Source organism: Salicibibacter halophilus (genome assembly GCF_006740705.1).
GTDB classification, from domain to species: Bacteria; Bacillota; Bacilli; order Bacillales; family Marinococcaceae; genus Salicibibacter; species Salicibibacter halophilus.
On the sequence record NZ_CP035485.1, the window covers coordinates 1,841,265 to 1,867,779 of the forward strand.

The following is a 26,515-nucleotide window of genomic DNA, read 5'->3' on the forward strand; positions in this document are numbered from 1 at the left end:
ACATTATTGGGCATGCCGATGGACGAAAGCTTCAATGCGGGCGGTTGCTATTTGCAGGGCGTCCATAGACGTTGCGTAAGAACAACGAACATGGCCTTCGCCGCCCTTGCCGAATACCGATCCCGGCACAACCGCCACTTTTTCCTCTTTCAGCAATTGTTCGGCGAATGTTTCATCATCCATACCCGTCACTTCTACCGATGGAAACGCATAAAAAGAACCACCGGGAAAACGGCATGAAAGCCCTGCCTCGTTCAACGCGTGCACAATGTAATTGCGGCGGGCGCGATAACTGTTCGTCATTTTTTCCACGATGCCTCTCCCGTTTCGCAATGCTTCCAATGCTCCATGCTGGGCCTGTGTGGGCGCACACATGAGTGAATATTGGTGAATTTTTAGCATCGCTTGCGTAATATCGGGGGGAGCGCAAACAAATCCCAGCCGCCAACCCGTCATGGCAAATGCTTTGGAAAAACCGGAAATTAACACGGTTCGGTCCCGCATATGCTCAAGTGTCGAGAAGGCCGTATGCTCCGTGTCATAACTAAGTTCCGCGTAAATTTCATCGGAGAAAACGAGCAAATCATGGGCTTCCGCTACCTCTGCAATGGCCTGAAGCTCAACATCGTTCATGACCGCTCCCGTTGGATTGTTTGGAAAAGATAGGATGATTGCGCGGCTTCGATCGGTGATTGCTGCTTCCAAACGTTCTTTTGTCAGTTTAAAATCAGTAGAAGCATCAGCCGCAACCGGCACGGGCACTGCTCCCGAAAGTGTAACCAACGGTTCATACGAAACGAATGCAGGGGTTGCCACCAACACTTCATCACCCGGATCAATGGTTGCTCGTACGGCAAGGTCAATCGCTTCACTGGCTCCAACCGTGACAATAACTTCCTCTTCCGGATCATAGCCCACGTCAAAACGGTCAAGCATATATTCGCTAATGGCGGTACGCAATTCAAACATTCCCGCATTCGACGTGTAGGAGGTATACCCTTGCTCCAAGGCTGCCATAGACGCTTCCCGCACATTCCACGGGGTTACAAAATCAGGTTCGCCGACCCCTAGGGAGATGCAATCTTCCATGTTTGCGGCCAAATCAAAAAAACGCCGGATGCCTGAAGGTTCAATGTTAGAAACCGCCCGTGAAAGCCGTTTATTTTTCGTTTTCGGTTGCACTGTGTTTTGACTCATGGTGACACCACCATACGGCGGTCTTTTTCATCTTGATTAAAAACAACACCGTCGTGCTTATATTTTTTCAATCGAAAATGCGTGGTCGTTGATAATACCGCGTCCAATGTGGATAATTTACTGGACACAAAACGGGCAACTCCCTCCATTGTCTGCCCTTCAACCATGACGGAAAGATCATATGTCCCCGACATCAAGTATAGAGCGGTCACTTCCGGGAAACGCTGAATACGTGCAGCCACTTCATCAAAACCAACCTCGCGCTGAGGGGTAACTTTTACATCGATCATGGCGGCAATGTGATCTTCCGTGGTGACTTTAGTCCAATCAATTAATGCTGCATAACTCAAAATAACCTTTTCATCTTCAAGTTTCTTCATACATGCGTTTACATTATCTTCGTTTTCGTCCAACATCTTTGCAAGTACATCCGTTCCTATGCGTCCATGATGCTCGAGGATACGGATGAGCTCCAGTTCTTTATCTTTTGTCACTGCCATTCCTCCATTGATGAAAATGCCTATATATACATCGTATCGTAAGATCGTGCAACATGTGCCAAAAACGACGATTATAAACATTTTATCATAAATTTCGATTATTCTTCTGACTATTTTTTGAAAGTGTGAAATGATGAAAGGATTTATCAGCTATTACCATAAGGAACCGACCGTTGCATTACTCATTATTGATATGATTAACGACTTGGAATTTGAAGATGGGGAAAAATTATATAAACCTATGCGAGCTGCTGCCGAACAAATTTCCTCATTAAAAGCATGGGCAAGATCGTTTCACATCCCGGTCATTTACGTCAACGACAATTATGGTTATTGGCAAAGTGATTTCCGGGAACTTGTTAACCATTGCCTCTCCGAAAACGTCCGCGGACAAGAGATTGCACGCATGCTCCCGCCGGCGGATGAGGATTATTTTGTGTTAAAGCCACAGTTTTCCGGTTTTTTTTATACCCCGCTCGACCTTCTGTTGCGCTACCTGAACGTGCGCACGTTGATTTTAACCGGGGCGTCCGGCAACATGTGTGTCCATTTCACGGCAAACGATGCCTATATGCGAGGCTATAAAACAATCGTCCCTCGTGATTGCATCGCTTCGGCTCATCAACAGGAAAGTGAGAAAGCCATTCAAATAATGGAAAAAGTTTTAAAAGTGACGACCACTCCTGCCACTGAATTATCCATGCGCAATGTCATTACCGAGGCTCAGGCGTATTACGAGGAAACGTGAAAAGCATTTGGCATATCCTAGCCGTACAAGATATGATGAAAAAGAAAGGTGGTTGTCATGCAGTTTTTAAATAACGAATACAGAGATGAAATTTTTGAGGCTGCTTTTGAAAACGGCTATCATTGTCTGGTCGTTGTGGACCGCCAAGGTTTCATTACTTATATGAATAAGAGTTACTGCAATTTCCTGGATGTTGATCAGCAAAAAATTGTTGGAATGCATGTCGCAGATGTAATCGAAAATTCAAGGATGCACATCGTCATTGACACAGGGGTAGAGGAAATTGCAGACCTACAGTATATTCGCGGCAATTATATGATCGCGAACAGAATTCCCGTCTATTCAAACGGTGAAATCGTAGGCGCGATAGGCACTGTCCTTTATCGTGATACAAAGGAATGGATGGAAATGAACAGCCATATCAAAAATGTAATGTTGGAGCTTGAATATTACCGTAATCAACTCAAACACCAGCACGGAATCACCTACTCGCTTCACGATCTTATCGGAAAGTCTTCTTCCATTATAGAGATTAAGAACAAAGTGAAAAAAGTCGCCCCCGGTGATGTCACCATTTTATTACGAGGCGAAAGCGGCACAGGAAAAGAGCTATTCGCCCACAGCATCCACCATTTAAGTGAACGAAACTCCAACCCGTTTGTCGTCGTTAATTGCGCAACAATCCCGGAACATTTATTTGAGGCGGAGTTATTCGGATATCACGAAGGCGCATTCACCGGCGCTAAAAAAGGTGGAAAAATCGGAAAAATTCAATTGGCAGACGGCGGCACTCTGTTTTTGGACGAAATCGGGGATATGCCAATGAGTACACAAGTGAAGCTTTTAAGAGTATTGCAAGAAGGGAAAGTAGAGGCATTAGGCGGAACGGAATCTCAAAAAGTAGATCTAAGAATTGTAGCCGCAACAAACCAGCCCTTAGAGAAACGTATGGAAGAGAATTTATTTAGAGAGGACTTATTCTACCGTATCAATGTCATCCCTATACACATCCCGCCATTAAGGGAAAGAACTGAAGATATAAGATTATTGTCAAAATATCTCCTCTACAAAATCACAAGACGATCAGGAAAAAGAGTCATTGATTTCCAATCCGATGTCCTTGACTTCTTCATGCATTATTCGTGGCCCGGTAATATTAGAGAATTGGAGAATCTGATCGAGTCTGCTGTATACCTCACAAATTCAGAAATCATCACATTGTCCGACCTCCCTGAACAGATGAAGCAAAGTTCATACGTCCTTAGCGAAAGAAGAAGTTTAAAAGACATTGTGGAAGAAACGGAAAAGCAAACCATTGAAGTTACACTGCAAAAGGTACAAGGAGATAAAAATAAAGCTAAAAACATGTTAGGTATCGGAAAATCGGCCTTATATGAAAAAATAAAAAAATACAGCTTATAAAATTCCGGAAAAGCGGAAATCAATTCCGCTTTTCCGGAATTTCCAGCCCAATATTGTAAGGGGTTACATGGTATTGTGTCTTCTTTTCCGCAAAAATGGAAAGGAAGACTTTTTTATTATAAAAAAACGTGATTGTGCCAATGGTTTAAGCGACCACGCATGTTGGCACGTTCTATGCATTTAACACAAGATAAAGCAGCATGCAGCCTTTACATGCTGAAATATGACATTTTTGGAGGCAAGATGATGGTCGAAAATAAAGTGGTTTTTATCACAGGCGCGGCAAGTGGCATTGGCTATGAAATTGGTGTCCATTTTATCAAAAAAGGGGCACGAGTCGTATTTTCCGATATTAACGAAGCGGAGGTTCAAGCTGTTGGCGAACGTTTGCAAAACGAAGGTTACGATTGCTTGGCAATAAAATGTGATGTCACAAAAGAAGAGGAAATGAAAGGTGCGATTGATAAAACGGTTCAACATTATCAGAGACTCGATGTATTCATCAATAATGCCGGGATGCAACACGTCGCTTCTATAGAAGAATTTCCGACAGATACGTTTGAAATGATTACCAAAGTGATGCTCGTCGCTCCCTTTTTAGCCACTAAACATGTGTTGCCGATTATGAAGGAACAAGGGGCAGGCCGAATTCTTAATATGGCTTCGATTAACGGATTGATTGGATTTGCCGGTAAAGCCGCGTACAACAGCGCAAAACACGGTGTTATTGGATTAACGAAAGTATCAAGTTTGGAAGCAGCGGAAGATGGAATTACAGTGAATGCACTTTGTCCAGGGTACGTAGATACACCAATGATTCGCAATCAGCTGGAGGATTTGGGGAAAAATCGTGGGGTGTCATTTGATAAAGCACTCGAAGAAGTTATTTATCCCCTTGTTCCGCAAAAACGATTATTAGAGGTGACAGAAGTTGCTGATTACGCGCTGTTTTTGGCCAGCGATCAGGCAAAAGGAATCACCGGTCAAGCCGTCGTGATTGACGGTGGTTACACAACTCAATAAAACATTCCGAAGATAGAGGAGGTCTTTTTGTATGATCGGGATCATACTCGGTCTTATCGTATTAATGGTGCTGGCATATCGCGGTTGGTCCATAATTTGGGTTGCACCTATTGCCGCCGGCGTCGTTGCTCTAACCGGCGGGCTGGATTTGTTGGATGCCTATACAGGCACGTATATGGCAGGGTTTGTAGATTTTGCCGGGGAATGGTTCCCCGTATTTATGCTTGCAGCGGTATTCGGCAAGCTAATGGGAGACACTGGAATGGCCAAAGCCGTTGCCATGGCTTTCACAAATGTTATCGGCACACAACGAGCCGTGTTGGGTGTTTTGGTCTCCTGTGCAGTGCTTACGTATGGGGGAGTCAGTCTCTTTGTTGTCGTCTTTGCCGCCTATCCGATTGCTTTGACATTATTTCGCGAAGCAAACATTAGCAGGCGGTTAATCCCGCCCACCATTGCTTTAGGAGCATTTACATTTACAATGACTGGTTTGCCGGGCACACCCCAAATCCAAAATTTAATTCCCATGAGCCATTTTAACACCACAGCTATGGCTGCCCCTGTCATGGGGATCGCGGCGTCCGCAGTGATGGCGTTTGGCGGGTACTTTTATTTACGCCGTCGCGAGAAGAAGTTAACAGCTAACGGAGAACTATTCACGGAACCTAGAGATAAAAGCACGCTTGAAGGATCAGATATAGAAACACCACATTTTGTATTGTCCTTGCTGCCGCTTCTGACTGTATTAATCACGTTAAATTTATTTGGATGGGACATCGTCGTTGCCTTGATTACCGGGATTCTATTGATTCTATTGTTGAACCTTTCTCAATATAGAGATTTCGTAACATCGATCAACGGTGGCGCCGCCGGGTCTGTAACAGCGATTGTGAACACAAGTGCAGCTGTCGGCTTTGGCGCTGTCGTGCAAGCCGTTCCAGGTTTCACTCAACTGACCGAATATTTAACCAGTCTTGAAGGAAACCCATTAATTTCTCAAGCAATTGCAGTAAATTTACTGGCAGGATCTACAGGCTCGGCTTCCGGAGGTTTGGGAATTGCATTGGATGCGCTTGGAGCAACCTATTATGAATTGGCAATACAAACCGGAATCGACCCTGAAGCATTTCACCGGGTTGCATCTCTTTCCTCCGGGGTTTGGATGCCCTTCCCCATAATGGAGCGGTCTTGACGTTGCTCACCGTGACAGCAATGACGCATAAAGACTGCTACAAAGACATTTTTGTTGTTGCTGTGCTTATCCCGATTATCTCTATCGCAGTAGCCATCCTCTTAGCTTCAATGGGCATTTATTAATAAACAAAAAAAGAGACAGCGCAATCGTTGTCTCTTTTTCTTATCCGCATCCGATTAAAATACTTCCTCCAATGCCCCCCGGTCTTGTTTTAGCCACTGCCGCATCCATGTCTTTGCTTCTTCCAAGTCGTGGAGTTTCGCTTGTCCGCATTGTTCTTCGGTGGCGGCGGGAACATAATCATATTCCAATCCCGCTTTTAACGTTTTTTCCAAAATATCAATGATCTCGGGAACTTCCGCCGGTCCGTTTACGATTAGATAGAAGCCGGTCTGGCATCCCATCGGCGAGAGGTCAATGATTTCAAAATGGTCATAAGCCTCGGCATACCCACGTATATTCAATGCAAGCAAATGCTCGAGCGTGTGAATCACCGGCGGTGTCATGTTCGTCACGTTCGGTTGGGCAAAACGAAGATCGAATTTATGAACGATCCCGTCACTGCCAACTTTTTGCGTACCGGCATGGCGCACATATGGCGCTTTTACCTTTGTATGGTCAAGTTCGAAACTTTCAACACGTGCTTCCATAAAAAATCCCTCCGTGTTCATTCGTACCTCTATCATACCTTACCGGCGATTTCTTTGGCAACGTCCCTCGGTTGGCCCTTAGCTGTTCGCTTTTCCTTTCACCGCTTCCATCGCTTTGACGACATCATCCGTAATTAACCCGTCCGCACCTTTTTCAAGAACGCGTTCCATTCTCCACGTTTTATTTACAGTCCAAACATAGATCGGCAGATGAAGGCGATGCATTCGCCTCATAAACCCGAACCGTAAAAGATAATAATGGGGGCACACCGCATCTGCTCCTATATTTTTCAATCTGACTTCAGGATAAAAATCCTGAATATAGGCATGCAATCGAAATCGTTGTTGAAGTAATCTTCGACCGAGCAATAGGCCTGTTTTAATCTCAGGGTCAAGCTGTTTTATTTTTTTTAACACCATATCATGAAAAGAAGTAATAAGGACTTCTCGCGACATCCCGGTAGCCTCGACGATATCGACGACTTGCTTTTCCAACCCTTTCGTTTTGATTTCAATATCCAGTTTTAAATTCCCTTTACATAGCAACAGAACTTCATGCAATAACGGAAGTTCCCAGCCAATCCCTCTTGCATAATGTTGTAAAGCGTTATAATTACTTTTTTTCACCGCATTGCCATCAAGTTTTCCGTCGTGAAAACAAATCAATTGACCATCCGCCGTGCGGCGAACATCGGTTTCAATATAATCAGCCCCAAGCGCAACGGCTCTTTCAAAAGCTTTTACGGTGTTTTCAACCATATCCACCCCCGTCACTCCACGATGGGCGATGACGAGAGCATTTCGTTTTGTGCGCATGTTGGGCAATGTCCTCCATTCCTCTCATCGTTAGCATTTAGATGAAATTTTCGGTGTTGCGGAGCAACCTTGCATTCAGTCGTGGTTTCCTTGTTTTTTGCTCGGAATTGCAAAATGGCCGACATTGACGAAGCAGTACTTTTCGCTATATATTTAGGAAGACGAAATAAATGACGACCGGGCGAAAACCAATTGAAGGTGATCGTATTCAGACAGAAAAAAGAAATTTAATGATCATGTGGTTTGCCAACATGCTCGTTGCCGGGAGCATGACAATGGTTTTGCCGTTTTTGTCGTTGTATATCGAATCTTTTGGGCAGTATTCCCCCGCTGAGGTCCAACGTTGGGCCGGGATTGTTTTCGGCGTTTCTTTCTTGGTTGCATTCCTGGTATCCCCTATATGGGGACGGATCGGAGATCGGTTTGGCCGAAAAAGCATTCTCATCGGCACAGGATTCGGAATTGCCCTTTCTGTTTTACTAATGGGGTATGCCGAGACTGTCGGTGCCCTTTTCGTGTTGCGAGCTTTCATGGGGCTGGCCACCGGATTCATCCCCGCCTCCATGGCGCTTATATCCGCGCAAAGCAATAAACGTACGGCCGGTGAAACGCTCGGGACATTACAAACGGGCACGGTTTCCGGCGGGCTGATGGGACCGTTATTCGGTGGAATGATTGCCGATACCGTCGGTATGGAACTAACGTTTATTTTGACCGCTTTGCTTCTTGCCGCGGCCACTTTGCTCGTGATTATCGGTGTAAAAGAAGTTATTTTTGAAGAACAAGATGAAAAACAACGTTCCTACAATTGGAAAGAAGTCATTCGACACATTGTCACCCATCCACTATTAATTATGGTAATGGTCGTCGCGCTGATCGTGCAACTTGTAAACTTTAGCGTCCAACCACTGCTGGCCCTTTATGTCGGCGAGCTTACCACTGCTGAAAACATGGCTTTTCTGGCAGGGATGGCGTTTTCTGTAACAGGGCTCGGAAACTTGCTGGCCACTCGCAAGTGGGGGCAAATCGGCGATCGTGTCGGGCATGTGAAAATCATGCTGCTTTTGCTTATCCTTTCCGGTTTATTTTTCATCCCGCAAGCATTTGTTACCGAACTCTGGCAATTGGTATTGCTTCGGTTTCTATACGGCATACAGATAGGCGGCCTTATCCCGTGCACCACCGCTTATATTCGCCAAGTCTGTCCGGTTGCCATGCAAGGGGAAGTGCTTGGTTACAATCAAAGTTTTCGTTTTCTAGGCAATGTCATCGGACCGGTTTCCGGCGGGTTTATCGCGGGCATGTTTGGCATCCCGGCTGTTTTCATTTTATCCGGGCTTTTGCTGATTATCACCGCTATTATCGTGACCATCATGCTCAATCACAGATCCCGGCCAAAAGAACAGAAATACGAAAGTACACAAACGGTTTAAACGAGGGACCCCCCGGGGTTCCTTTTCTAATTGTCAACCTTTTTTATTTTTGTGTTGACACAACATGAGCCGCTGTTTACAATCATGTTATCAATGAATATGGGGGATCGATCTACATATGAAATCGTTTGATTTGGTCATTATCGCGATGTTTGTCGCATTAATGAGTGTGGCAGCAAATATAACCGTTCTTTTTCCGTTTCTCGTTATTGCAGGAATACCGTTAACTTTTCAACCGTTCATCGCTGTTTTGGCCGGCGCCGTGCTCGGCAGCAAAAGAGGCGCGTTGGCGATGTTGGTCTATACAGTTGTCGGACTATTTGGCGCCCCTGTTTTTGCGCAACTCCAAGGTGGCCCGGGGATCCTTGTTCGACCGACATTCGGCTTTATTTTATCCTTTATTGTCGTTGCTTTTGTCGTCGGAAAAATCATTGAAAAATCACGCGAACCGGGGGTGGCTACTTATGTACTCGCAGGCTTTGCCGGGTTGGCATTTAATTATTTAATCGGAACGAACTGGGTGTATGGCGCATATGTACTTGGTTTCGATGCTCCCGAACAATTTACATACGGAATTGTTTGGCTGGGAATGCTTCCGCTGTTTGTAAAAGATATCCTTTTCACAATCGCGGCCGGCGTCGTTGCGCACAACCTTCCCGAATCCGTAAAGCGCCCCGTAATCGGAAAAAGCATGGCTAGTCAGAGGGCACCGATCGATTCTTAGAATATGACCAATTGAGCGTCAGTGACTAGATGTGACTCGGCCCTCAAGTGCTTCAGGATTCATATTACTTCATGGCGACCGGATCGGCTCGCACCTTCGCGTTTCGGGCTTCATGATCGCTCCATGAAACACGACGGGCACTCATTTCCTGATGATCGATCATTATAGGCCGACTTCATGTACTCCCCGGTCATTTAATGCCGCTAGTTCCTCTTCGCTGATTTCACCGTTCCCTTTTTGAACAATGTATACGTCTACGTCTTTTTTTCCCCACTCGTTATATACTTGATCGGTGGTGTCAAAATACAGATCAATTTTCGCTCCTTGTATCGCAGATCCGGTATCGGTAACTACGCCATAGCCATAGCCGGGGATAAATAAAACCGTCCCCATTGGAAATAGGGCGGGGTCTGCTGCAATCGTAGAATAAACGTTACGGTGAACCGGGACCCCTGAATAGGTAATCCCGTACGCGGGATCTCCCGGTTTTTTTCCGGTCGATTCGGCATTAGCTGTGTAGCCTGTCGCTGTTACCGTTTCAACGGGGTACTGGGACCAATTGATTTCTTTTTCCAGCGCAGTAACTGTTTCCCCCATTGAAGCACTTGCCGTTTCCGCTCTTTGTATCGTTTTTGCCGCGGCAACACCTAAACCAGGATGTATAGAGGAAGCTGTTCGTGTTTCTTCTATTCGGTCATTTTCAACACCTATGAGCTCATTTACAGGCACTTGGCTCAAAGTTGTCCACGTCACATATAAGGCTGCAATAAATAGCACTGTCATAAGAACGTTTTTATAAAATTTGAGCCTTTTGGACATGCGTTCACCCTCTTTCGCTTCTGAAAGCATGTCCAAAGAGAATGGGAGATATACATAAAATGAAACTTCCATCAAAAGAGGAGGATCTCCCCGCAGATGGTTAACAATGTACGTCGGCTAAGCCAGCCGCAAGTTTCATAAAAAAACGTGCTACGTGATCATTGAGCACGCAACACGTTTTTCACCTAAAACATTTGATACCCACGAACCCGCAACATACGTACGGAAATTCCTGCGATAATCGCTCCTATTAACCCAGACCCCAAAATCAGCACATCAACCAATTGCAGCGATGCCAAACTCGGCCCGATTGCCGAAAAGGAGGCAGCCGGCGATGTGAAATATTCGGTAAAACTCGCCGGGTTTACAATCCAAATGACGATTATCGGATAAATCACAGCCATCATCCACGTGGATCGCAATACCATATTCAATAAAAATCCAATCCCAAAAAAAAGGATGATAAATAACATCATCGATATAATTAATTGCGGGAGACTTGTAATTCCCAAGCCGCTCACCTCCGTATCAAAAACAAGTGTACAAAAGGAACCGTCAAGCGTCAATCCAGAGGTGAGCAGTTAACATTCGGAGTTTTACAGCGGATTTCGCCCTTTTGTTAACATAAGCGATAGTCCCCCGAGTTTCATCAAATAACGGTTGTCGCTCATATGCTTCATAAACAGCGCGGAGCGTCCATACATCTTTCGGCTTTTCACTGTACCCATCGCTTCTTTTCCACCAAGGGATGCCAATGTCCCGAGGATTTCCGGTTGAAAATTCGTAGTGGCTCCGCCCATGATTAAATTTGTTATATTTTCACCGGCTTTCGTTCCTTGCTGCATAGCGATTTGAGCAGTCGGCGGATACGGACGTTCTGTTTCTTCATTAATAATGAGGGAGCAATCTCCAATAACGAAAACATCCTCCAGCCCGGGCGCACGTAAATCCGGTTCTACTTTTACGCGTCCTCGGTTCGCTTCTATTCCGGCATCTTCGATAATAGGGTTGCCGCGTACGCCAGTCGCCCAAATGACCGTGTTCGCAGAAATCTCTTCCCCATCCTTCAGAATAACCTTGCCTTCTTGCACTTCGCTAATCGGCTTGTTGATTTTAAATTCCACGCCCCGGTGCTCCAACAGATTCATGGCATATTCGACAAGTTCTGGATCAAAACCGGGAAGAGCAGTCGGCGCGGCTTCGATCACGTACATGCGGACCTTTTCCCGCGGAACATCATATTGTTCGCATAACTCCGGCACCCGCTCGGTCAACTCCCCGATGAATTCAATTCCCGTAAAGCCGGCTCCGGCAACGACAAAGGTAAGGTCTTCTTCTTCCGGATTTTCTTGATTTCGGTGTTTCGCAAATTGAAATTCAATTTTATCTTTCAGTTCTCGGGCGCCATCCAAAGTCCATTTGTGATAGGAATGCTCGTACACCCCTTCGACACCAAATGTTTCCGCAATTGACCCGACAGCTATGACAAGGTAATCATAGGAAAGGTCCTCCCCGTTTTTAAGAACGACTTGCTTCTCTTCTGTTTTCACTTGTTCTACGGTATCCTTAACAATGTTGACCTTTCCCGGATTCAACACTTTCCGGATTTCTACCCGCGCATTATCATGGTGCAAGGTCCCTGCCGCAGGCTCATGCAGCCATGTAGTTTGATAATGGTAATCATGCTTATTCACCAGGGTAATGTTCGCCCGATCTGTCCCCAGTTTCTTCTGCAATTGATTGGCCGTCATCATTCCTCCGTATCCTGCTCCAAGAATAACTACATGCGGTTTTCTGGCCATTTCTCCCACATCCTTTTATTATAATCACTGTGTGATCATTTTCACATATATACGTAAAAATAACATCTATAAATATTCATTATTTCTACATATAATTATAACCCTTTTTCTAAATGTATTTCAAGGGAATCAATATAGGAGCTTTTTGCGCTGTAGCATCTTTTGAGGTTAGGGATAAAAAAATAGAGCGGATGTTCCCCCGCAAAGTGAATGCTCTTAGCTCAAATTGAGCGAGACATACACAAAATTCCGATATGGATGTGTTTATCCCCTCCCAAAAGACATACGTCTCCTGTTGTCCACAAGGGGGATTTTTAAAAATCATGTTGTCTACATGTTTGCGGCCTAGGAAACAAGGCTCCGCATTTTTTCGGGTTGGCCTTCTTTCACTCGCCCCAAGGCTATCGCAAGCATGATGCCAAGGGCAAGCCCTGTTTTGTTCCCCATCTTTTTCAACCCGCGTGTCGTATGCTGTTCGAAACCGAAAGACACATCCAGACGGCTGTTCACGCGTTCCACAGAGGTTCGTTTTGCGTAGGCGTCCACCCAAGCATAACTCGTGCGGTCAATAGGGGTGAAGACACGACGATCTTCGTCGAGAGGGATGCGTAATCCCTTGGCGACCGGGCAATCGGCGGCCCCTTCACAGGTGATGCCGTATTGCTTGGCCGGGCAACGCTTTTTCAATGTTTCTCGATCCTTTTCAAACCCTCCATTGGTCATTTCTCGTCGGATTCCGGTGGTCGGACAATAGCAATAAACGGTGCCTTTAAAATCATGCGTCACATTTTCCTTATCCATCAGTTGGCGGGTTTCTTCCCCGTCTTTCCACATGTTCCGGATGTCAATGACCGGTTTGATCGTGTGGTCATCGAACAGTCGCTCCATAAGTTTTGTGTCGTCATAGCCACGATCACCGGCAAGGGTGTCTGCCTGCTCCAAGATCCAAGGACGTTCTTTTTCGAGCTCATCGACTAGATCATGACCGGCGTTAATATCCGGCTCCGACGCTTTCGTCACCGAATAAGCCACAGGGAGTTCATACACGGCATCAACGATCAGATGAATGTTGTACCCAAACCATTTCACGACCTTATTCCAAATCGCCCCATCTTCCTTTCGCCCCTTATACGCTTTTTTTCCAAAATCGGCATCGGTATCTCGACGGCCGTCTGGTTCGTCGTTTTTGGCATATCGGTTCGCAAACGATGATACCCCTTTCCCATCGATGGCCAGGGATCTCCCGAAATCCGGGACCAACTCATAGAGTTGTTCAACCAGCGTGTCAAAGATATGCTCGATCGCTTCTTCATGCTTTAAAAGCTTTTTCATAAACCGAGAATATGTGGATGCTGGCGGCACTTTCCCATCCTTGAGGCCGCACAAGTTTCGCAGTTGACCATTGCGGCTCAACTCCCGCCGTAGGGATTCCATCGATCCGTGTTCAAACACTACACCGGCAAGTATCGTGTTCCAAACGGCCCGAACAGGATAATCATCCCGCCCTTTGAAGCGCTTCTCTTCCAGCGTTTCCATGAGTGTCTCATCGGGCAAATAATCCAATACTAATCGTAAACGTTCTAAATCACCAAGATCTTCAATATCCGTCCACGAAAATAAATTCATTTGTGGTATAATAGCCATGCAGGTGAAACCTCCTCAGTGTTTGGTTGTTTTTGTCTATAACCATTTTAACGCACTGATGGCGCGGTTTTCACCTGTTTTTTGTATTTTGGGGTCGATATTTCCAAATCGGTAATTACAAGCTCCGCTAAGCCCCGTGAATCCGTTGGGTTTTGGGGGAAAATCTCTTTTTGCGTCCTATTCATCCCTTTCATGGCAAGTGTTTTGGGACAGCGCAATTAGCTCTATAGGATAAATTTATCCAAAAAGGCTTTGATATACAGCACCTTCAAATTCCAAAAATCATTCTCCCTTCATCTATGCCAACCAAATGGACGAACGAGCAATTCACTTTTCTTCTCTTCATCAATAGTGTTATAATATTTCTGCTATATAAAAGTGAAACTTCCATCAGAAACAACCTGATGGTTAATGGATATACCGTACGCTGCGTGACAATACGAGATCATATATTTGGTGTGGAGGTGTAGATTCGTGGAGGATACTTCCATTGATCTTTACGATATAACAATTATTGGAGGCGGACCTGCAGGATTGTTTACTGCTTTTTACGGCGGCATGCGCCAGGCAAAAGTGAAAATCATTGAAAGCATGCCGCAGTTGGGCGGACAACTCTCAGCGCTTTACCCTGAAAAATACATTTATGATGTGGCCGGTTACCCAAAGGTACGCGCACAGGAACTTGTTGATAATTTGGTCGAACAAATGAACATGTTTGATCCAGCCGTCGTGCTCGATCAATCTGTAGAAACCGTCCAGAAGCTGAACGATGAAACATTTCGCATCGAGACCAACGAAGACGTTCATTATTCGCGCACGGTCATCATTGCCGCCGGCGTGGGTGCTTTCCAGCCGCGAAAATTGAAAATCGAAGAAGCAGCCCAATATGAAGGGGGAAACCTTCATTACTTCGTTGACAATCTCGGCGCTTTCAAGAATAAAGATGTCCTTATCTGCGGAGGCGGGGACTCTGCCGTCGATTGGACGCTCATGCTTGCCAACAACGCAAATGTAACCCTTACACACCGAAGGGACAAATTCCGCGCGCATGAACATAGCATTGCCGAATTACAATCAGCGCCCGTCAGAATGCACACCCCCTTTGAAGTAAGCGAACTCCGGGGAGATGGCGAAAACATTAAACAAGTCGTCCTTCAAGAGGTAAAAGGAAGCGACGAAAAAGTAGTCGATGTGGACAACGTCATCGTAAACTATGGGTTCATTTCCTCTCTCGGCCCCATCAAAACGTGGGGGCTCGAGACGACGAAGAACTCGATTCTCGTAAATTCCCGGATGGAGACGAACATTAAAGGCATTTATGCCGCGGGAGACATTACCTCTTATGATGGAAAAGTGAAACTGATTGCCACCGGCTTCGGAGAAGCGCCGATGGCCGTAAGCAACGCTAAGGCCTATATGGACCCTACAGCTCGCCTTCAACCCGGCCACAGCACGCATATGTTCTAGAGGTTAGAGTTGGGAAGTTAGAGGTTAGAGTACTTCCTACGCAAAAAAGTCCGTATGAGGAAACGACTCCCCATACGGACTTTTTTCGTTTAGCAATTTTCCGGTGTGCCTACATTTTCTTTCGTCCGGAATGATGCGCCGCAGCCGCAATTTAAAATCGCATTCGGATTATCCAGCGTAAATCCGCCGCCCATCATATTTTCTTTATAATCAATTACGAGGCCGTGAACGACCGGCTTACTTTCTTTATCGATGAGCACGCCCAAGCCCGATTTATCGAACAGCGCATCATCCTCATTCTTTTCTGCATCAAATCCCAGTCCATACGAAAGGCCGCTGCAACCACCGCCTTTGACTCCAACCCTCAGCATCAAAGAAGGGTCGCCTTCCTCTTCCTTCATGCCGTTAATTTTCGACATTGCCGCATCGGTGATTTCAATCATTGGCTCCTTACCTCCTTCGGATGAATGTCCATGATCTAACATGGGGCATATATCCCCTTATGGATCCTATGACTTTATCATATCATACAATCGCCAAAGGTTAAAAAACACCGAACTCGTTCATGAATATCATTATTTTTTTGCTATGTCCTCTTATCCACATTTGGAGGTGTATCGTGTCGTTTGCAATTCTGTGTGCACGCGATCAACTTCACGGCTGTAATACAATACAAGAGGGTGTTGCATCCCATGTTCTTTTGCCGCTTCCACCATTTGCTTCCGTAAAGTCTCTAAATCGTCTTCCATTTGGTTTGTTGCCACGGCGGACTTCATCGATTAATCCCCTTCCCTGCTATCTTTTATGCTTTGCGTGTATTATGCTCTCTATTTCCTGATAATACCTTAAGATAAACAACAAAGGCAAGTCCTAATTTTGTCGACAAAAATCGCGATCGCACCGATTGCTTTTCTTTGTCCTTTCTCGGATGTATAATAGAATCCAGATAACATGAATTCAAATCAGTGTTTATACATTCACCCAAAGAAGATTTATCCGAGGAGGAATAAAATGGGTACACTAATGCAAGACACAGACCTTCAGGCAATCCGCGAAAAAGTATTACATGGCGAACGCCTTACCATTGAAGATGGCTTGACATTATACCATTCTGCCGATCTGCTCACCGTTGCCCAGCTGGCAAATGAAGTCAACGAGCGAAAAAACGGAGATAACGTTTATTTTATAGAAAACATGTACATTAACCCAACCAACGTATGCGAAGCAAACTGTGCATTCTGCGGGTTTAAGCGAAAGCCCGGCGAAGAAGGCGCGTATACGATGCATGAAGAAGAAATGCTTCAATATGTAAGTGCTCGTTGGAATGACAACATTCGTGAATTCCACATTGTCGGCGGACATAACACCGACGTGCCGTTTGATTATTACTTAAACACCATTCGAGCCTTGAAAAAGAACTACCCGCAAGCAACCGTCAAAGCCTACACTGCAGCGGAAATCGAGTTCTTCGCCCGCCATGCCGGCCTTTCCATGCGGGAGGTCCTGGAGCAGTTGATCGATGCCGGGCTTGATACCCTCCCGGGCGGAGGCGCGGAAATCCTTACCGAGCGCTACCGTGCAAAGATGAGCCCGGAAAAAGCAAGCACCGACGAATGGCTGGAAGCCCATGAAATCGCCCACGACTTGGGATTGAAAACACATGCCACCATGCTCTACGGGTCCATCGATACGTATGAGGAGCGTCTCATTCATATGGACCGCGTCCGCCAGCTGCAAGATCAAACCAATGGCTTTATGGTTTTCATCCCGCTAGCCATGCAACCGCGTAAAAAGAAAGCGGGCCTCGAACGGCGCACATCATCGTTTGATGATATGCGCACGATTGCAATCGCCAGGCTCATGCTTGATAACTTTCAGCACATTAAAGCCTATTGGATCAACATTGGACCACAGCTGACACAAATGGCACTCACATTTGGATCCAGCGACATTCACGGCACGCTGATTGAAGAACGAATTTCCCATTCGGTCGGCGCACTAACGTCTCAAGGAATCACGAGAAAAGAGCTCATCCACTTAATTAAAGGCGCAAATAAAACGCCGGTTGAAAGAGACACCTTCTACAACATTGTAAAAACGTATTAAATCGATCACGACTCCCGGCGCTAGTTTAGCGCCGGTTTTTTTACGCGGCGTTCATTCTTTGAGCTAATTGCGCTGTCCCAAAACACTTGCCATGAAAGGGATGAATAGGACGCAAAAAGAGATTTTCCCCCAAAACCCAACGGATTCACGGGGCTTAGCGGAGCTTGTAATTACCGATTTGGAAATATCGACCCCAAAATACAAAAAACAGGTGAAAACCGCGCCATCAGTGCGTTAAAATGGTTATAGACAAAAACAACCAAACACTGAGGAGGTTTCACCTGCATGGCTATTATACCACAAATGAATTTATTTTCGTGGACGGATATTGAAGATCTTGGTGATTTAGAACGTTTACGATTAGTATTGGATTATTTGCCCGATGAGACACTCATGGAAACGCTGGAAGAGAAGCGCTTCAAAGGGCGGGATGATTATCCTGTTCGGGCCGTTTGGAACACGATACTTGCCGGTGTAGTGTTTGAACACGGATCGATGGAATCCCTACGGCGGGAGTTGAGCCGCAATGGTCAACTGCGAAACTTGTGCGGCCTCAAGGATGGGAAAGTGCCGCCAGCATCCACATATTCTCGGTTTATGAAAAAGCTTTTAAAGCATGAAGAAGCGATCGAGCATATCTTTGACACGCTGGTTGAACAACTCTATGAGTTGGTCCCGGATTTCGGGAGATCCCTGGCCATCGATGGGAAAGGGGTATCATCGTTTGCGAACCGATATGCCAAAAACGACGAACCAGACGGCCGTCGAGATACCGATGCCGATTTTGGAAAAAAAGCGTATAAGGGGCGAAAGGAAGATGGGGCGATTTGGAATAAGGTCGTGAAATGGTTTGGGTACAACATTCATCTGATCGTTGATGCCGTGTATGAACTCCCTGTGGCTTATTCGGTGACGAAAGCGTCGGAGCCGGATATTAACGCCGGTCATGATCTAGTCGATGAGCTCGAAAAAGAACGTCCTTGGATCTTGGAGCAGGCAGACACCCTTGCCGGTGATCGTGGCTATGACGACACAAAACTTATGGAGCGACTGTTCGATGACCACACGATCAAACCGGTCATTGACATCCGGAACATGTGGAAAGACGGGGAAGAAACCCGCCAACTGATGGATAAGGAAAATGTGACGCATGATTTTAAAGGCACCGTTTATTGCTATTGTCCGACCACCGGAATCCGACGAGAAATGACCAATGGAGGGTTTGAAAAGGATCGAGAAACATTGAAAAAGCGTTGCCCGGCCAAGCAATACGGCATCACCTGTGAAGGGGCCGCCGATTGCCCGGTCGCCAAGGGATTACGCATCCCTCTCGACGAAGATCGTCGTGTCTTCACCCCTATTGACCGCACGAGTTATGCTTGGGTGGACGCCTACGCAAAACGAACCTCTGTGGAACGCGTGAACAGCCGTCTGGATGTGTCTTTCGGTTTCGAACAGCATACGACACGCGGGTTGAAAAAGATGGGGAACAAAACAGGGCTTGCCCTTGGCATCATGCTTGCGATAGCCTTGGGGCGAGTGAAAGAAGGCCAACCCGAAAAAATGCGGAGCCTTGTTTCCTAGGCCGCAAACATGTAGACAACATGATTTTTAAAAATCCCCCTTGTGGACAACAGGAGACGTATGTCTTTTGGGAGGGGATAAACACATCCATATCGGAATTTTGTGTATGTCTCGCTCAATTTGAGCTAAGAGCATTCACTTTGCGGGGGAACATCCGCTCTATTTTTTTATCCCTAACCTCAAAAGATGCTACAGCGCAAAAAGCTCTCTTTTTCTAAAGAGTGTAAGGAAGCCAAAAACGTGTTATGATGAAAGGTAGACTGTTTAATTGTAAACTTCGGTCCCATAAGGGGCGTCATCATAATAGAAAGGGTCGATATCATTTGATTAGTTGCGAAAACATCGGTTTACGTTACGGCGACAAAAAGCTTTTTGATGAAGTAAATATTCAGTTCAATCCGGGAAACTGCTATGGTTTGATCGGCGCAAACGGTGCCGGAAAATCGACATTCCTGAAAATTCTTTCCGGTGAGCTTGAAGCGCAAACAGGGGAAATCCACATTGGAAAAAATCAACGTATGGCCGTCTTGAAACAAGACCATTATGCGTACGAAGGATTTGAAGTGCTTGAAACAGTTATCATGGGGCATACGCGCCTGTATGAAGTGATGAAGGAAAAGGACGCCATTTATATGAAACCGGACTTCTCCGATGAGGACGGCATGCGTGCGGCCGAACTCGAAGGGGAATTCGCAGAATTAAACGGCTATGATGCCGACAACGAAGCGGCCTCCCTCCTCAATGGACTCGGCATCACAACCGACCTGCATCACAAACAGATGTCCGAACTCGCCGGTTCCGAGAAAGTGAAAGTGCTGCTTGCGCAAGCACTGTTCGGCAACCCCGACATTTTGCTTCTCGATGAGCCGACAAACGACCTGGACATCAAAGCTATTCAATGGCTGCAAGAATTCCTGATTAATTTTGAAAACACGGTTATTGTCGTTTCCCACGACCGCCATTTCTTAAATAGTGTCTGCACGCATATCGCGGACATTGATTACGGCAAAATCGAACTGTTTGTCGGAAACTATGATTTTTGGCATGAATCCAGCCAACTGGCCCGGCAAATGGCAAAAGAACAAAACAAGAAAAAAGAAGAAAAAGTGAAAGAGTTAAAAGCATTTATCGAACGGTTCAGTGCCAACAAGTCCAAATCCAAACAGGCCACATCAAGAAAGAAGACATTGGAAAAAATCGAACTGGACGACATCAAACCCTCTTCCCGACGCACGCCGTATATTAATTTTAAGCCGGATAGAGAAATAGGCAATGATTTGCTTACCGTCGAAGGGCTTTCAAAAACCATCGATGGGAATAAAGTGTTGGATAACGTCAGCTTCAGGCTTGAACCAGGAGAAAAAGTTGCATTTGTCGGCGACCAGGAAGTAGCAAAAACAACGCTATTCCAAATTCTTGCCGGAGAACTTGAACCGGATGAAGGCTATTATAAATGGGGCGTTACAACAAGCCAAGCATATTTTCCAAAAGACAATACAGCGTATTTTGAAGGGACGAACAAAAACCTTGTTGATTGGCTCCGCCAATATTCCGATGATGAAAATGAAACGTATATTCGCAGCTTCTTAGGGCGAATGCTATTCAGCGGAGAAGAAGCATTGAAAAAAGCATCTGTCCTTTCCGGAGGCGAAAAAGTTCGTTGCATGCTTTCAAAATTGATGCTTAGCGGTGCTAACGTATTAATTTTGGATGAACCGACCAACCATTTGGACCTTGAATCCATTACCGCTTTGAACAATGCTTTGATTGAATTTGACGGTTCCGTGCTCTTCTCCTCCCATGACCATCAATTTATCGAAACGATTGCGAATCGCATTATCGAGTTCACGCCAGAGAAGGTCATGGACAAAAAGCAAACGTATGAAGATTATTTGGCCGATATGAATTTAATCAATCAATGAATGAATACAAAACCCGGGGCATAAATAGAGCTCCGGGTCTTTCATGTTGGATAAACTCCTGTACATTTAGGCACCCTAAACCCAAAACTTTTGTTGATGTTTCTAAAAGTGAGGGTTCGTTAATGATGAAAATAAAGGCAATCATCAGTATCTGTTTTCTGATCAGCCTGCTGGCAATGCCAACATTGGTTCAGAGCGCCGAGGAGCAGTCCCCCTCGATTCAAAAACCGAAACCGTTTGTGGAAGATACCTTCTTGGAGGACAAGCATGGTCTTATTCTGTCGCTCAAGGCTGTCCAGGAATGGACCCATCAATTTCTCGATGTTGAAGAAGGCGAAGTAGACACGGAAACCGGCGCCCATATTGTAGAAGAGCTCCAATATTATTTTACCGAAGAAATGGCATTAAACATTTACAATCAATTTCATCGTCCGCATTTAGCGGAATACGAGGAAATTGATGACTATATAGAGGTTGATTCCCTAGTGCACCGGGATGTTGAGCAATTAAAGATTGATCATAACGACGATCAAATGATCGTCCACATGCAAACATCTTCTGTAGAGGATGGTGCCGGAAACCGGGCCCACTTCGATGAGACGTTTACCTTTTCCTATGATGAAGATCGGGAGGTTTACGTCATTGCAGGGATGGAGTCTGAGCAAACATTGTGACGCATATTGGACGCAGCCCGGGCATAGGCTCCCTAATTCTCCGTCACTGTTTCCGTGATGTGCACATCCCTTTTAGCCATCGCTTCGATATAGCTAGCCCCGGGTACGATTTGCTCTGGGGGAAAAACACCCCGTTTTTGGATTTCTCCGGAAGCGGCCATTTGCGCAACTACGGAGATTGTATTGGCTGTCGCCCTTGCCATCGCTGTAACACCACTTTCCCGGTCTTTCAACGTAATCATTTCATAGGTATAGGCTGAGGATTTTCCTGCACGCAATCCTTCGACCAGTACGCGCAAGAGAACAGCATCGTCTTTTTCTTTTAAATCAACGATAGGATCCAGCGTTTTTAAAAGAACGGTCCTGGGGTTAATGTTTTGTCCATTCACATCGACGGAATAATTCTTGTCCGTTAAATTCAAATCCACGAGAAGTTTAAACTTTTCAGCATGGCCGGGATAGCGAATGGTTTTATATTCTAACGTATCTAAATTCGGAAAAGAGCGGCTTAACGTTGATGTTCCACCTGAAGTATGAAAAGCTTCCAACGGGCCAAAGCGATCAAAATATATCTTCTCAATTTCAGTTAGGGAAGAGATGCGCTGTTTGTTCCCGTTACGAATAATGGAGGCAGGGTCCGTGTAATGATCAAGCAACCCTTCCATGGAAAACACATGATTATATTCCAAAGGAGGTTCCGGCCGCACGGGAATGCCGCCTACATATAACTTAATCGCTTGTCCGCGGTCGAGTTTTTCCATCCCATACCCCGATAAAATATTGATCATGCCAGGGGCTACTCCAAGGTCGGGAATAATCGTCACGCCTCTTTGCCGGGCATTTTTATCCTTCATTAACACTTGATCCGTCACATTTCCAATGTGCCCTCCCAAGTCCACACAATGGACGCCCGCTTCAATAGCAGCTTCCACAACAATTGTATTAAATGAATAAAAGAGGGCATTAATCACCACATCATAGCAGGCCATGAACGTGGATAATTCCGTTGGATCACTTGCATCCACACGGTATCCGTTCAACATTTGCACATTTAGTTGACGACATACGAACTCCACGCGGTTGAGATCAATATCGGCAAGCGCTACCGCTTCCACACCGGAACTGTTCACAAGGTCTCTTGCCACTTCTTTTCCCATTAAACCAGCACCGAGAACTGCAATCTTCAATCGATGTGACCTCCTTTGCCATACAGATTACGGCAGCCTCAATACTTTTATGTTATGACATGGATGCCTTACGCATGTCATCGATGGTTTTCCGATAAGCAACATAAGGTTCTTCTTCGCATTTCACATCAATGACGGTTGTTTTCCCGAATTGCAACGCATCCTCTAAAGCGGCTCGGAAATCTTCCCCGGTTTCAACATTATATCCGTTGGCCCCCATGGCCTCTGCCATCTTTGCAAAATCTACACTTCCGAGGTCGGTGCCAATGACTTTCTCCGGATAATGCATTTCTTGATGCATACGGATCGTTCCATACATCTGATTATTAAATACGATACAAATAACCGGGATATCTTCTCTAATGGAGGTTTCAATTTCCTGCATTGTCATCATAAATCCCCCGTCCCCGCATAAAGCAACGACTGGTTTTTCCTGAGCGAACATCTTCGCCCCCACCGCCGCCGGCAACCCATATCCCATAGCTCCATTTGCCGGTCCAATAAAGGAGTTGGGGCGTTTCAAACGAAAAAGCCCGTTCACCCATGTGGCGTAATTCCCGGCATCATTCGTCAAAACCGCTTCATCGGGCAAACGGTTATAGAGTGTTTCGACAACAGAGGTGTAGATGGAATCATCCCCGGGTTTTTCGACGATACGGTCAAAAGATTGCTTACATGTCTGTAGCCAATTTTCCCACGTTTGCTGGAATGGAAGTTCCGTAAACGTTTCCAAAGCCATTTTCAAGTCGGCGACGATACCAAGATCGGGGGCATATACCATTCCGATCGTATTAGGGTCAACATCAACATGGATAAGTGACTGCTCCCACCCAAGGAGCGTATAGTTTTGGGAGGTCGCTTCCGATAGACGTGTCCCCAGCGCAATCACGAGGTCCGCTTCCTGAAAATGTTTAACCAGTGAACGCGCGGCTCCTAATCCCATGTTCCCCACATAGTTCGGATGGTGGTTATCAATAAGGTCTTGCCTGCGAAAACCTGCAATGACAGGAATCGAATATTTTTCTGCGAAGAGGCGTAAAGCTTCTTCGGCACCGGACAATTGAACGCCTCCTCCCGCTATGATGATCGGTTGTTTTGATTGTTGCAACAATTCTTGGAATTTATCGGCTTCTTCGCGGGAAGGTGCCGGTTTGGGTTTATGTGCAGAAGGGCCAAAGGTCATTAACGCTTCATCTTTCAGCATATCTTCCGGCAAAGAAACAAGCACAGGGCCCGGACGACCGGTTCGCGCGACCCGAAAAGCTTTTTGCACCAACTCCGGCACCCGCCGCGCATCCGTGATTTCTGTCGTCCACTTCGCCATCGCTTGAAAGCTGCGGTCAAAATCCACTTCTTGAAAGCCTTCTCTTCCCAGGACTTCTCTTTGTACCTGTCCCAGAAAAACGACAAGCGGCGTAGAGTCTTGATAAGCCGTATGTATAGCGATAGAAGCGTTTGCTGCTCCAACCCCCGGGTGGCCATAACAACGCCCGGTTTGCCGCTTGCTTTTGCATATCCTTCTCCCATAAAACCGGCACCGCCTTCATGGCGGTTTGCTATGAGCTGGATGGAGGTTTGCTGCTCCAAGGCATCCAAAACAGCAAGAAAGCTTTCTCCGGGGACGTTAAAAACGCGCTCCACCCCTTCAATTTGCATACATTCAACGACCGCTTCTCCACCTGTCATTGTTTTTTGATACCGTGTGTTCATGTTTCAACACTTCCTTCCTGCATAGCTTCGTATTGCCGATGCAAATCCAAGACAGCGGCGAGCAATGCGTTAGTCGCTTTTCCTTTATATTGACGGGCGATTAATGCCTCCGCTTCATCTAAACCCGTCTTTAAGCTAATGCCTTTTAAAAGATCATGAATGTATTGACGACCGTGATCGGTCGCCAACGTGCAAGAAGCTTCCAAAATGACCCCGTGTTCCCGGTCCACTTCTGCTGTGATGGTCAATGAGTCAAAAACACTTTTGGCTGCCATCCCTTGCGGAAGTTTCGCGTGTCCGGCAATAAAACATGTATGTTCAGTCGCCATAATTATCTTCCCCTTGCTGTGCGAGGGTTGCAAGTGTCCGAACCATCACCCCGGTGCCGCCTTTGGGGCCTAATGGGGTCTCACGCTCTAAATATGCGGTGCCGGCAACATCCAAATGGATCCACGGAAGCCCATGAATGAATGAACCGATAAAAAGCCCTGCCGTAATGGTTCCTGCTTCACGTCCGGGAGCATTATTTAAATCGGCCACATCGCTGGAACGCACCATTTCTTCATAACGCGGATGGGTAGGAAAACGCCAAACATGCTCCCCTGCTTCTTCCGCGCTCTTTTCAAACACCTCATATAATGCATCATCATTGGATAAGGCCCCTGTCATGACGTCCCCCAATGCCACGACACATGCACCTGTAAGGGTTGAAATATCCACAATTTTACCCGCGCCCAAATGCCGTGCATAAGCTACGCCATCCGCAAGGATCAAACGCCCTTCCGCATCTGTGTTGTTCACTTCAATCGTCTGCCCATCAAACGTCTGCAGCACATCTCCCGGTTTCATTGCTGAACCATTAATGAGGTTTTCTGTTGCAGGAATGACAGCCATCACATTTTTTTGCGGTTGCATTTGGCCGATCGCCTCAAAGGCACCGAGCACAGCTCCCGCTCCACCCATATCCGATTTCATCGTTTTCATCCCATGGCCGGGTTTTATGGAGTATCCGCCGGAATCAAAAGTAATGCCTTTCCCGACGAATGCCAAAGGATTCCCCCACGTTTCTTCTCCTTGATAGCGCAAGATAATCATTTGCGCCGGTTGATCCGAACCGCGATTTACCGCAAGCAGCGCATGCATCCCCAAGGAACGCAGTTCATTAATATCCAGAATTTCAGCTGACACCTTCTCATGTCGGTTAGCCAGTGCTTCCGCTTCTTCTGCCAACGCGGCAGGCGTTAAATCATTGGCGGGGATGTTAACGAGTGTCCGTGCCAAATTCACTCCCTGGCCAAAGGCCCGCCCCTGATGGATGCCCGTTCGCACTGCTTCCGATTCGCCACTTTGAATGTAAATTGTATACGTAAAGTTCCGTTGCTCCTCTTTTTTTGTTTTATAAATATCAAAGCGATACGGTGCTGTTAATGCTGCGTCCGACCATGCCTGCGTGACGACTTCTTCATCGAAACCGGCCTCCTGGGCGCAAAAGGTATCCAACAAGACACCGACCTTCACCGCTTTTTGGTCATGTACAGCTTTCACCGCGGCACCAAAAGCATCCTTCAAGTCAGCAAATGTACGGTCGCCATCAGAGCCAAGTCCAACAAAGATCAACTGCTGAAGATGTTCTCCATCGTCTAAAACAGTCATGTTGGTCACTTCTGCTTCCTTTGATTTGATGGCTCCATCGGTCCATTGCTTGTTCAATGCCGCAACCATTGACTTGCTCCCTTTTTCCAATTCTTCCGGGAGTTCATCATCCTCTTCGCGCACACCGATTACAAGAACCTGATCAGTGCTTTTTTTCGTCCATTTTTTTTCGACAGCAAACAATGTTCCCGCCTCCGTTCTTTCCCATTCCGATTAAAGCCGATCAAGACAGCAGACCA

Annotated in this window: 23 protein-coding genes and 2 pseudogenes; 11 read left to right on the top strand and 14 right to left on the bottom strand. The window is 46.1% G+C overall.

Annotated features, from left to right (window positions below; translation table 11 throughout):
- Positions 1-3: 3 nt before the first annotated feature.
- Entirely contained in the window at positions 4-1,197 is a 1,194-nt protein-coding gene (locus tag EPH95_RS08910; RefSeq protein WP_142089229.1) for an aminotransferase, read from the bottom strand.
- Complete coding sequence (locus tag EPH95_RS08915; RefSeq protein ID WP_405127438.1) at positions 1,194-1,691, bottom strand: Lrp/AsnC family transcriptional regulator; 498 nt, start codon at positions 1,689-1,691, stop codon at positions 1,194-1,196. Before EPH95_RS08915 ends, EPH95_RS08910 begins: the two co-directional genes overlap by 4 nt.
- A 136-nt stretch (positions 1,692-1,827) precedes the next feature.
- Here EPH95_RS08915 and EPH95_RS08920 point away from each other — a divergent pair, with 136 nt between their 5' ends.
- From EPH95_RS08920 to EPH95_RS08935, 4 genes and pseudogenes are all read left to right on the top strand, one after another.
- Entirely contained in the window at positions 1,828-2,445 is a 618-nt protein-coding gene (locus EPH95_RS08920) for a cysteine hydrolase family protein (RefSeq protein WP_142089233.1), read from the top strand.
- A 57-nt stretch (positions 2,446-2,502) separates the two neighbouring features.
- A complete protein-coding gene (locus EPH95_RS08925; protein WP_142089235.1) occupies positions 2,503-3,867 on the top strand; it encodes a sigma-54 interaction domain-containing protein in 1,365 nt (454 codons plus the stop codon).
- 246 nt (positions 3,868-4,113) lie between these two features.
- Positions 4,114-4,890, top strand: coding sequence for a 3-hydroxybutyrate dehydrogenase (locus tag EPH95_RS08930; RefSeq protein WP_142091555.1), 777 nt, complete (start codon positions 4,114-4,116; stop codon positions 4,888-4,890).
- 31 nt (positions 4,891-4,921) lie between these two features.
- A pseudogene (locus tag EPH95_RS08935) lies at positions 4,922-6,207 on the top strand (GntP family permease).
- A gap of 54 nt (positions 6,208-6,261) precedes the next feature.
- On the opposite strand, the gene EPH95_RS08940 reads toward EPH95_RS08935, so the two are convergent.
- Entirely contained in the window at positions 6,262-6,735 is a 474-nt protein-coding gene (locus EPH95_RS08940; protein WP_142089238.1) for an S-ribosylhomocysteine lyase, read from the bottom strand.
- Between the two features lie 78 nt (positions 6,736-6,813).
- Positions 6,814-7,551 (bottom strand): glycerophosphodiester phosphodiesterase, encoded by a 738-nt coding sequence (locus tag EPH95_RS08945; RefSeq protein ID WP_142089240.1) that lies wholly within the window; start codon positions 7,549-7,551, stop codon positions 6,814-6,816.
- A gap of 170 nt (positions 7,552-7,721) precedes the next feature.
- On the opposite strand from EPH95_RS08945, the gene EPH95_RS08950 reads away from it, so the two are divergent.
- Positions 7,722-8,984: an MFS transporter gene (locus EPH95_RS08950; RefSeq protein ID WP_227004109.1), complete on the top strand. Its 1,263-nt coding sequence runs from the start codon at positions 7,722-7,724 to the stop codon at positions 8,982-8,984.
- Positions 8,985-9,102: 118 nt separating this feature from the next.
- Complete coding sequence (locus EPH95_RS08955; RefSeq protein ID WP_142089242.1) at positions 9,103-9,708, top strand: biotin transporter BioY; 606 nt, start codon at positions 9,103-9,105, stop codon at positions 9,706-9,708.
- 162 nt (positions 9,709-9,870) lie between these two features.
- Here the strand turns inward: EPH95_RS08955 and EPH95_RS08960 are convergent, their stop codons facing one another.
- The 4 genes from EPH95_RS08960 to EPH95_RS08975 form a co-directional block, all read right to left on the bottom strand.
- Positions 9,871-10,491 carry a 3D domain-containing protein gene (locus EPH95_RS08960; RefSeq protein ID WP_319592834.1) on the bottom strand — a complete coding sequence of 207 codons (621 nt, stop codon included), beginning with the start codon at positions 10,489-10,491 and terminating at the stop codon, positions 9,871-9,873.
- A 221-nt stretch (positions 10,492-10,712) separates the two neighbouring features.
- Entirely contained in the window at positions 10,713-11,039 is a 327-nt protein-coding gene (locus EPH95_RS08965; RefSeq protein WP_405127439.1) for a YuiB family protein, read from the bottom strand.
- Positions 11,040-11,123: 84 nt separating this feature from the next.
- A complete protein-coding gene (locus EPH95_RS08970) occupies positions 11,124-12,329 on the bottom strand; it encodes an NAD(P)/FAD-dependent oxidoreductase (protein WP_142089247.1) in 1,206 nt (401 codons plus the stop codon).
- A gap of 345 nt (positions 12,330-12,674) precedes the next feature.
- Entirely contained in the window at positions 12,675-13,973 is a 1,299-nt protein-coding gene (locus EPH95_RS08975) for a transposase (RefSeq protein WP_142089249.1), read from the bottom strand.
- A 474-nt stretch (positions 13,974-14,447) separates the two neighbouring features.
- Between EPH95_RS08975 and EPH95_RS08980 the strand changes: the two genes are divergently transcribed.
- On the top strand, positions 14,448-15,440 hold the full coding sequence (locus tag EPH95_RS08980) for an NAD(P)/FAD-dependent oxidoreductase (protein WP_142089252.1): 993 nt from the start codon (positions 14,448-14,450) through the stop codon (positions 15,438-15,440).
- Between the two features lie 89 nt (positions 15,441-15,529).
- On the opposite strand, the gene EPH95_RS08985 is transcribed toward EPH95_RS08980, so the two are convergent.
- Together EPH95_RS08985 and EPH95_RS08990 are read right to left on the bottom strand one after the other, a co-directional pair.
- Entirely contained in the window at positions 15,530-15,883 is a 354-nt protein-coding gene (locus EPH95_RS08985) for a HesB/IscA family protein (protein WP_142089254.1), read from the bottom strand.
- Between the two features lie 153 nt (positions 15,884-16,036).
- Positions 16,037-16,216 (bottom strand): aspartyl-phosphate phosphatase Spo0E family protein, encoded by a 180-nt coding sequence (locus EPH95_RS08990; protein WP_142089256.1) that lies wholly within the window; start codon positions 16,214-16,216, stop codon positions 16,037-16,039.
- A 235-nt stretch (positions 16,217-16,451) separates the two neighbouring features.
- On the opposite strand from EPH95_RS08990, the gene mqnE reads away from it, so the two are divergent.
- The 4 genes from mqnE (at position 16,452) to EPH95_RS09010 (ending at position 21,726) form a co-directional block, all read left to right on the top strand.
- The gene (gene mqnE, locus EPH95_RS08995) at positions 16,452-17,546 is read left to right on the top strand and encodes an aminofutalosine synthase MqnE (RefSeq protein WP_142089258.1); all 1,095 of its coding nucleotides are present in this window, start codon (positions 16,452-16,454) and stop codon (positions 17,544-17,546) included.
- 285 nt (positions 17,547-17,831) lie between these two features.
- Positions 17,832-19,130 carry a transposase gene (locus tag EPH95_RS09000; RefSeq protein WP_142089249.1) on the top strand — a complete coding sequence of 433 codons (1,299 nt, stop codon included), beginning with the start codon at positions 17,832-17,834 and terminating at the stop codon, positions 19,128-19,130.
- A gap of 323 nt (positions 19,131-19,453) precedes the next feature.
- Positions 19,454-21,052: an ABC-F family ATP-binding cassette domain-containing protein gene (locus EPH95_RS09005; RefSeq protein ID WP_142089260.1), complete on the top strand. Its 1,599-nt coding sequence runs from the start codon at positions 19,454-19,456 to the stop codon at positions 21,050-21,052.
- 122 nt (positions 21,053-21,174) lie between these two features.
- On the top strand, positions 21,175-21,726 hold the full coding sequence (locus tag EPH95_RS09010) for a hypothetical protein (protein WP_142089263.1): 552 nt from the start codon (positions 21,175-21,177) through the stop codon (positions 21,724-21,726).
- Between the two features lie 32 nt (positions 21,727-21,758).
- Here EPH95_RS09010 and EPH95_RS09015 read toward each other — a convergent pair whose 3' ends face one another.
- The 4 genes and pseudogenes from EPH95_RS09015 to EPH95_RS09030 form a co-directional block, all read right to left on the bottom strand.
- Positions 21,759-22,913, bottom strand: a complete 1,155-nt coding sequence (locus EPH95_RS09015) for a saccharopine dehydrogenase family protein (protein ID WP_142089265.1) — start codon at positions 22,911-22,913, stop codon at positions 21,759-21,761.
- A 52-nt stretch (positions 22,914-22,965) separates the two neighbouring features.
- Positions 22,966-24,623, bottom strand: a pseudogene (locus tag EPH95_RS09020) (thiamine pyrophosphate-dependent enzyme).
- Positions 24,620-24,952, bottom strand: a complete 333-nt coding sequence (locus EPH95_RS09025) for a DUF3870 domain-containing protein (RefSeq protein ID WP_142089267.1) — start codon at positions 24,950-24,952, stop codon at positions 24,620-24,622. The pseudogene EPH95_RS09020 and the gene EPH95_RS09025 overlap by 4 nt, the downstream one beginning before the upstream one ends.
- A complete protein-coding gene (locus tag EPH95_RS09030; RefSeq protein WP_142089269.1) occupies positions 24,942-26,459 on the bottom strand; it encodes a leucyl aminopeptidase in 1,518 nt (505 codons plus the stop codon). The genes EPH95_RS09025 and EPH95_RS09030 overlap by 11 nt, the downstream gene beginning before the upstream one ends.
- Between the last annotated feature and the right edge of the window lie 56 nt (positions 26,460-26,515).

Coding starts and splice junctions, on each gene's coding strand:
- EPH95_RS08910 (WP_142089229.1), bottom strand. CDS start 1,197: ATGAGTCAAAACACAGTGCAACCGAAAACGAAAAATAAACGGCTTTCA.
- EPH95_RS08920 (WP_142089233.1), top strand. CDS start 1,828: ATGATGAAAGGATTTATCAGCTATTACCATAAGGAACCGACCGTTGCA.
- EPH95_RS08925 (WP_142089235.1), top strand. CDS start 2,503: ATGCAGTTTTTAAATAACGAATACAGAGATGAAATTTTTGAGGCTGCT.
- EPH95_RS08930 (WP_142091555.1), top strand. CDS start 4,114: ATGGTCGAAAATAAAGTGGTTTTTATCACAGGCGCGGCAAGTGGCATT.
- EPH95_RS08940 (WP_142089238.1), bottom strand. CDS start 6,735: ATGGAAGCACGTGTTGAAAGTTTCGAACTTGACCATACAAAGGTAAAA.
- EPH95_RS08945 (WP_142089240.1), bottom strand. CDS start 7,551: ATGCGCACAAAACGAAATGCTCTCGTCATCGCCCATCGTGGAGTGACG.
- EPH95_RS08950 (WP_227004109.1), top strand. CDS start 7,722: ATGACGACCGGGCGAAAACCAATTGAAGGTGATCGTATTCAGACAGAA.
- EPH95_RS08955 (WP_142089242.1), top strand. CDS start 9,103: ATGAAATCGTTTGATTTGGTCATTATCGCGATGTTTGTCGCATTAATG.
- EPH95_RS08960 (WP_319592834.1), bottom strand. CDS start 10,491: ATGACAGTGCTATTTATTGCAGCCTTATATGTGACGTGGACAACTTTG.
- EPH95_RS08970 (WP_142089247.1), bottom strand. CDS start 12,329: ATGGCCAGAAAACCGCATGTAGTTATTCTTGGAGCAGGATACGGAGGA.
- EPH95_RS08975 (WP_142089249.1), bottom strand. CDS start 13,973: ATGGCTATTATACCACAAATGAATTTATTTTCGTGGACGGATATTGAA.
- EPH95_RS08985 (WP_142089254.1), bottom strand. CDS start 15,883: ATGATTGAAATCACCGATGCGGCAATGTCGAAAATTAACGGCATGAAG.
- EPH95_RS08990 (WP_142089256.1), bottom strand. CDS start 16,216: ATGAAGTCCGCCGTGGCAACAAACCAAATGGAAGACGATTTAGAGACT.
- mqnE (WP_142089258.1), top strand. CDS start 16,452: ATGGGTACACTAATGCAAGACACAGACCTTCAGGCAATCCGCGAAAAA.
- EPH95_RS09000 (WP_142089249.1), top strand. CDS start 17,832: ATGGCTATTATACCACAAATGAATTTATTTTCGTGGACGGATATTGAA.
- EPH95_RS09010 (WP_142089263.1), top strand. CDS start 21,175: ATGATGAAAATAAAGGCAATCATCAGTATCTGTTTTCTGATCAGCCTG.
- EPH95_RS09025 (WP_142089267.1), bottom strand. CDS start 24,952: ATGGCGACTGAACATACATGTTTTATTGCCGGACACGCGAAACTTCCG.